Origin of the sequence: Clostridium sp. 1001270J_160509_D11 (assembly GCF_015667935.1) — a bacterium.
Lineage (GTDB): Bacteria > Bacillota > Clostridia > Peptostreptococcales > Peptostreptococcaceae > Intestinibacter.
This window is the reverse complement of the sequence record NZ_JADPET010000157.1, coordinates 1-6,554: the sequence shown is the minus strand read 5'-3', so window position 1 is coordinate 6,554 and position 6,554 is coordinate 1. Positions and strand designations below refer to the sequence as shown.

Below are 6,554 nucleotides of genomic sequence, written 5' to 3'. Positions count from 1 at the left end.
CATATTTATTTAATTTCATGTAAAATATGTAAACTAGCTTAATAATTATTTGTTTAATATTTTGGATATACTAATAAAAATTATAAGAAAGTATTTTAACTTAAAATTTAGCTAATATTTTCTTTAAAATATTATTTTATGTGCGCTATAACAAAATATCTACAAATTATTAAGTGGAGGTGAAGTATTTTGATAAGCTATAACAAAATCTTTAAGGCTTTACTAATATTGAGTTTGAGTGTTGGAGGACTTAATTTTATAAACCTTAAAGAAAATAATTATATATATGCACAAAATAAAACAATATATCAAAACGAAGACAAAAAAGAAGAGAAAGGAAGTAAAAAGAATAAAGATAAAGTTAAAAAGCAAGACGATCAAGACAATGATTGCGAAAGTTATGAAACAGATTTAAATACTCAAAATATGCAAGCTGAAGATGGAAATGAAAAAAATAAAGATATGAATAAATCCCAGGATATAAGCAAAGAGTATGAATTATACTTAAAAGACTTATTTGATTATAGAAATAAAGCTATTATGGAGCATAATGAGGAAATACTAAAGGGATTATACGACACTAATATAAAGTTTGGGCTTTGGGCATATGAACATGAAATAAAAAAGATGCAATATCTTAAAAATTGGTCGGATAAACAAGGTGTAGTATTTGATGAAATAGATGCAAAAGTAAAAGTGAATAAAATGAGAGAAAGAGAGAAGAATTTATACGGCATAATTTGTACAGTATGTACTAAATATAAATACTACTATGAAAATCAACCAGATATAAAAAATGAATTCCAAATAGGAACTCAACATTATCTTCATGTAAGAGTAAAAGACGACCAATATGTAATAACTAAAGAATGGTATACAGATCCATTTGCGGATTCACTAAATTTAGAGAATATAAACTCTGCTGAGATAAAAAACTACATCTTAGCACAAAATCCAGTAGAATTAAATTTAAGTGATAAACAAAAAAAAGCAGTAGATTATGCACATAAATACTGTGGAGCCGCTACAAATGCAGATGATAAAATATACCTTATAAATCCAAATTATAAAGATTTCAATGGTGATGGAGGAGACTGTGCAAACTTTGCATCACAAATAATGTATGAAAGCGGAACATTCTCAAAAAATCGTACATGGAATTATGAAAAAGGAGAAGCTACGAGAGAATGGGTAAATGCACAGGGATTTAAAAATTACCTTATATATAGCGGAAGAGGATATTATTTAGCAAAAGGAAGTTACGAAGAAGTATACAAAGAAGCTTACAAATTGAGACCGGGAGATATTGTGGGATATGAAAAAAACGGAAGAATAACCCATGTATCAACAGTAACAGGATTAGACTCAAAGGGATATCCATTAGTTACTTGTCACAATACCGATAGATTGTTAGTACCTTGGGATTTAGGATGGAGTGATAAAGCTATAAAATTCCATCTGATTAAAGTTAATTACGAGTAATAGATATATAAATATTGTTGAAATTGGATATATTTTTTATTAAATTTAAATTAACATAGAATTTATTGAATTTATTTTAATAAATTCCAGAAAAAAAGTATAAAATTAAATTTAATTGACAAATATAATTATATATGATAAATTAAGTATAAGGCTATTTTAATAGCTAATTAAGTGTGTTTTTAGGAGGATTTATTAATGAAAACAGGTGTAGTAAAATGGTTTAACAATGAAAAAGGATTTGGATTCATATCTGTAGAAGGTGAAGGAGATGTTTTCGTACATTTCTCAGCTATACAATGTGATGGATACAAATCATTAGAAGAAGGACAAAATGTTGAATTCGACGTAGTTGAAGGAGCAAAAGGTCCTCAAGCTGCTAACGTAGTAAGAGTATAATTAGGATTATAACGAGATTCATATATATATTAGTAATGCTAGTGATATGTGAGAAAAAGGCCACTTTGGTGGCTTTTTTTTGTATATAAAATTAAATGAATTATAATGATATATAATGTAAATACTGTTCTTGAAGAGATAGAAAATTTACATACAAACAAATACTTAACTATGATAAAATAATATGAGATAGATTTTTGAAAACAATTGTGGAGGTGTATATAAATATGAATATATTATTTTTTTTAACACCAAAAAGTGAAGTGGCATACATAACAGAAGATTTTACTATTAGACAGACCCTAGACAAAATGAAAGAACATAAATACTCATCTATTCCTATATTAACAAAGGATGGCAAATATGTAGGAACTATAACAGAAGGGGATTTACTTTGGACATTAGAGGACTTAGCTGAAAAAAATGAAATTAGTTTAAAAGATATAGATTTTATGCCCGTAATAGACGTTCCTAGAAGAAAAAACAATACGCCAGTATCTATAAGTGCAAATATGGAATTATTAGTATCAAAAGCTATTAGTCAAAATTTCGTTCCTGTAATAGATGACTCGGAAACTTTTATAGGAATGGTAAAAAGAAGAACTATTGTAGAATATTGTTACGAAAAGATGAAAAAATAAAAAAAATCCATATAAAATAAGTTTTTATATACCTACTCATATACTAACTGTTATAATCTAATTATAGGAGTGTTAAAATTTTCCTAAGAGGAGGTATATTTATGAGAGAAGATTCTTTAGACTTTGACAAATTAGGTATTCATCTAGACAAAACTGACATAAGAATACTAAAATTATTAGCAAATGATAGCAGAATATCATATGCAGAAATTGCTAGAGAAGTACATCTATCACGTATGGCAGTAAGAGAAAGAGTTATGAAAATGCTTGAAGAGGGAATAATTGAAAGATTTACAGTTCAATTAAATTCAAAAAAAGTCGGTTTAAATACTCCTGTATTTTTACAAGTAAAAGCTGTACCAAATAAATTAGATGATGTGGCAAATGCACTTGAAGAGTATTCACAAATAGAAAGTATATACGCTATGACAGGGAAAAATGAGTTATATGCAGATGCTTTTGTCGAAGATATTGAAAGTCTAGAAAAATTTATTTTTGAGAAAATTTATAAAATCGAGGGAATAACTGAAGTAGAATATAATATAATTACTAAAAAATATAAAACAAGAAGATTATTCACATAATATTAATTTTGAGTAATAATTATATGAAAAGGTTATAAATTTAATATGCGTAAATTATAATTGGATGTTAGTCTGGTTTAATTATATGGGTAAAGTAAAAGCTTGTCACAAATAGTATAGGACAAGCTTTTTTAATTTATAAATTTATTTTGATTACATGTAAGATACTATATCTCCAAATTTAGCTTTTACTTCGTCTAATTTGTTTTTGTATACTTCACCTTGTTTTTGGAACATTAAAGTTTTTTCAACTTTATCAGCTATTTCTTCGTAAGCTGGTATAGTTGGTTCGTTTTTAGCTTCTAATTTTATTAAGTGGTAACCGAATTGAGTTTTAACTGGTTCACTTACATCTCCTACGTTCATAGCGAAAGTAGCATCTTCGAATTCTGGAACCATTTGACCTCTACCGAAAGTACCTAAGTCTCCACCTTGATCTTTAGATGGGCAAGTAGAGTTAGCTCTTGCAGCATCTTCGAAAGTAACGTCTCCAGCTTTTATTTGAGCTAATATTTCGTTAGCTTTTTCTTCTGAATCTACTAATATGTGTTTTGCATTAGCAGTTTCTGGGTTAGAGAAGTTAGCTTTGTTAGCTTCATAGAAAGCTTGTTTTTCTTCATCAGTTAATTTTACTTCAGTTAATATTTGGTTTATTACGTATTGTTTTAATACGTTTTTTTCTATTTCAGCCATTTCTTTTCTGAAATCTTCGTTTTCGTCTATTTTATTTTCTTTAGCATACATGTAAAGAAGTTCTTGATTTACTAAGTCTTCTAATACATATTTTCTACCTTCTTCAGTTTGGAATTGTTGTGCTTGATAAGGATCTAAACCTTGTAAAGCGTGATCGATATCTATGTTAGAGATTTCTTTATCTCCAACTTTAGCTAATATTTTCTTTTCCATAAGTTGATTGCTCCTTTTCTTATTTAATTTAATTTTATTTTTGAATTAACTTCTTTATACATAATAACAAAAAAATATTAATATGTCTAACATTTTCCATGAGAATGTATATTTAAGATTTAATAGTATGTAGCAAAGACAAAGATTAATATAGAACCTATTATGCCTACTACACCTTCTTCGTCTTTTAAGTTAACCTTTTTAAAAGATATATAAAAATATAAAAAAATTATAAACGTTTTTATTAAGAGTAATTTAATACTGTTTGAATATAGTAAGAAATACATCATTGAGATTACAAAAGTTATAATTGAGATCAATTTATAATAAAAATCTACTTTATCTCTAATTTCTGTACTTTTGTGTTTTATTTTATTTATTATAGCTAATGTTATATAAATAATTGATAAAACAAAATAAGTATTAAATACATAATAATTAATAATTGGATTGGGTATAAAAACCCAATTAAACAGTAGTGTAATCCAAAACAAAACTGTCAAAGTTCTAAAATAAAATTCTAATATAATCATAAATCTCTCCTAATCTATTTCTATAGATAAATATTAACCAATAACAGTTAATATATACGTGATTTAAAACGAAAGGAAAAAACTTCTATATTAGTTGTTTGAGAATATATACTATAAAATGATTATGAATTCAAAATGACATTGTGAATTAGCTTTATAGAAATTATATTTTTCCCAATATAAAAAAATAACATTAATAATAGTATTTTATCATAAATTTATAAATATAGTGTATTATACAAAGTTAAAATTATGACTTTTAATCACACATAAGAAAGTATATTCATTTTATAAATTAAAATAACTACGATTTATATTGATATATAAGATATGAATGAACAGAAAATATAAGCAAATAAAAATATTTTAAATCTATTTAGAAGAAGTATTTCTTTATATAAGTATTGGGAGGTAAAAAATGTATAGATATTATACAAGTGGTGTATGTGCAAAATTTATCTTATTAGATATAGAAGGTGATACTATATGTGATGTTGTATTTGAAGGGGGATGCGAAGGTGCATTAATAGCTATTAAAAATTTAGTTAGGGGTAAAAATATAGATTATGTTATCGATATGTTGGAACAAGTCCCATGCAAGATGAGAGGGACATCATGTCCAGACCAATTAGCAAATGCACTAAAAATATATAAAGAATTTGTATACAATAATAATAGATATGAAAATAATAGATATGAAGAAGATAATGAATATTAGATAATAAAAATAAGCAGTCGTCGACTGCTTATTTTTATTATAATAAACTACAATTATTATCTAGTAACTAATATTGCAATTTGATATTTAGAGTTGTAACTTATTTGTACTAATTGATTTTTCTTTACATTTTGTAAATCTTCAGCGCCATAAGCTATTTTTAATTTAATAGGTTTTTTACCTTGCTTTAAGATAGCAACGTATTCTTTTTTCCCTTTTTGTTCTAAACTTATTAAGTTACCTACATAAGGTGTAAAGTTTTGGAATTCTTGAGCTTGTTTTCTTATATAGAAGAAAGTAGCAACACATATACCTAAGTTTATTGCAAGGATTATCCATCCGTTAATATGTTGCATAGCACCAACTATGATTAAGATAATCATAGCTACTATAGGTATGATTGCTTTTTTCATTAATAATTTACCCATGATTTCATTTGCTCTTTTTTCAGGTCCACTCATAGTTTTTGACTTAGCATATGATTCGGCAAATCTTTCTTTTAAACCCATATTAATCCTCCTAATTTCAATAGATATTTAGTTTTTATTATTTTAGCCTATGTAATATATATTAAAAGTATAAACCAAATTTAGATTTCAAAGGCAAAATAAAACATATTACTTATTTTATCACAAAATACATAAAAAGAAAATAAATCTATATATTAAATTTTGGCATTATAAAAACGAAATATAAATATAAAAATAAAAACAAAATAAATATAAGAAGTATAATAAGTAATAATATAAAAAAAGTAGTATAATATAAATTAGTGTAAAAAAATTAATAGGTGGTATATGTATGAGCGAGAAAATTTGTATAAGTATAAATAATAAAAAGTTCAATAAAGAAAATGAAAAGACAAAAGAAGCTATAAATAAAGCGTTAAATAAATTATGTGAGACTATTCTTCAGTTTGAGGAAAATGGACAGCCATTTGAAAGAATCTTTAATAATGAATCTATAAAATACGATGTGTTTGAAAATAACTTTTACACTTACAAATTTAGGTATGCCGACAATACCCAACTTAGACTTTTATACCATTTTGTAAGAGATAAAGATAAAATTATCATCGAACTCCATCAATATGCAGTTAAAAGAAGAAATAATAAAAACTATATAGAAGCTTTTGAAAAATACGCTAAAAACTATAAAAAATAAAAGAGATAAATTTATAAAGGGGATAATATTATGAAATATAAACAATCTAGTATATTTTCAAATAATGAAAAAATAGACTGTAGAAATCTATGTCTTTATTTTAATTTTAAGGATGAAAAAACAGAAG

The 6,554-nt window shown here is 25.4% G+C and carries 8 protein-coding genes; 6 read left to right on the top strand and 2 right to left on the bottom strand.

Annotation, left to right across the window (positions count from 1 at the left end; genetic code table 11):
• The first annotated feature begins 189 nt into the window (after positions 1–189).
• The 4 genes from I4U58_RS12000 to I4U58_RS11985 all read left to right on the top strand — a co-directional run bounded on the left by I4U58_RS12000 (position 190) and on the right by I4U58_RS11985 (position 3,106).
• Positions 190–1,482, top strand: a complete 1,293-nt coding sequence (locus I4U58_RS12000) for an amidase domain-containing protein (protein ID WP_243269625.1) — start codon at positions 190–192, stop codon at positions 1,480–1,482.
• Positions 1,483–1,680: 198 nt separating this feature from the next.
• Positions 1,681–1,881, top strand: a complete 201-nt coding sequence (locus I4U58_RS11995) for a cold-shock protein (RefSeq protein ID WP_195931581.1) — start codon at positions 1,681–1,683, stop codon at positions 1,879–1,881.
• Positions 1,882–2,108: 227 nt separating this feature from the next.
• Entirely contained in the window at positions 2,109–2,522 is a 414-nt protein-coding gene (locus I4U58_RS11990) for a CBS domain-containing protein (RefSeq protein WP_195931580.1), read from the top strand.
• Between the two features lie 101 nt (positions 2,523–2,623).
• The gene (locus I4U58_RS11985; RefSeq protein ID WP_195931579.1) at positions 2,624–3,106 is read left to right on the top strand and encodes an Lrp/AsnC family transcriptional regulator; all 483 of its coding nucleotides are present in this window, start codon (positions 2,624–2,626) and stop codon (positions 3,104–3,106) included.
• A gap of 153 nt (positions 3,107–3,259) precedes the next feature.
• Here the strand turns inward: I4U58_RS11985 and I4U58_RS11980 are convergent, their stop codons facing one another.
• Positions 3,260–4,012 (bottom strand): peptidylprolyl isomerase, encoded by a 753-nt coding sequence (locus tag I4U58_RS11980; protein ID WP_195931578.1) that lies wholly within the window; start codon positions 4,010–4,012, stop codon positions 3,260–3,262.
• 951 nt (positions 4,013–4,963) lie between these two features.
• Here I4U58_RS11980 and I4U58_RS11975 point away from each other — a divergent pair.
• The gene (locus tag I4U58_RS11975) at positions 4,964–5,263 is read left to right on the top strand and encodes a TIGR03905 family TSCPD domain-containing protein (RefSeq protein WP_195931577.1); all 300 of its coding nucleotides are present in this window, start codon (positions 4,964–4,966) and stop codon (positions 5,261–5,263) included.
• Positions 5,264–5,319: 56 nt separating this feature from the next.
• Here the strand turns inward: I4U58_RS11975 and I4U58_RS11970 are convergent, their stop codons facing one another.
• Positions 5,320–5,772: a hypothetical protein gene (locus tag I4U58_RS11970; RefSeq protein ID WP_195931576.1), complete on the bottom strand. Its 453-nt coding sequence runs from the start codon at positions 5,770–5,772 to the stop codon at positions 5,320–5,322.
• A gap of 292 nt (positions 5,773–6,064) precedes the next feature.
• Between I4U58_RS11970 and I4U58_RS11965 the strand changes: the two genes are divergently transcribed.
• Positions 6,065–6,427 carry a hypothetical protein gene (locus tag I4U58_RS11965; protein ID WP_195931575.1) on the top strand — a complete coding sequence of 121 codons (363 nt, stop codon included), beginning with the start codon at positions 6,065–6,067 and terminating at the stop codon, positions 6,425–6,427.
• The last annotated feature ends 127 nt before the right edge of the window (positions 6,428–6,554 follow it).